1 protein-coding gene is annotated in these 248 nt (G+C 69.0%); it reads right to left on the bottom strand.

Going from position 1 to position 248, the window contains the following annotated elements; all coding sequences use genetic code 11:
* On the bottom strand, positions 1 to 248 hold a 248-nt coding region (locus tag ACTFO6_RS19315; RefSeq protein ID WP_439935937.1), incomplete at both ends, for a phosphoenolpyruvate carboxylase.

Genomic DNA, 248 nt, shown 5'->3' with positions numbered 1-248 from the left:
GCGCTGGGAAGGCTTGCGGGACGCCGGCCGGCTGCAGATGTTGAGCTCGGACAGCTCCCGGATCGGGGTGGCGGCGCGGAAGAATTCGTCGAACCCGGGCGTATCGTACACCAGGCTGCGGTAGGCGCGATGGGCGGTCTCGGAGAGCTCCTCCATCGCCTCGTGGAATTCCGGGGCCCAGTCCCCGGCGTGGCCGTCCGAGAAGAGGGTCACCTCCCGGGTGATAACGATCCGGGGTCCCAGGTTCC

This window comes from Pelomicrobium sp. G1, assembly GCF_051905455.1.
Taxonomy (GTDB): domain Bacteria; phylum Pseudomonadota; class Gammaproteobacteria; order Burkholderiales; family UBA6910; genus Pelomicrobium.
Note: the sequence above shows the minus strand (reverse complement) of the source record. Positions and strands in the feature narration are given on the sequence as shown.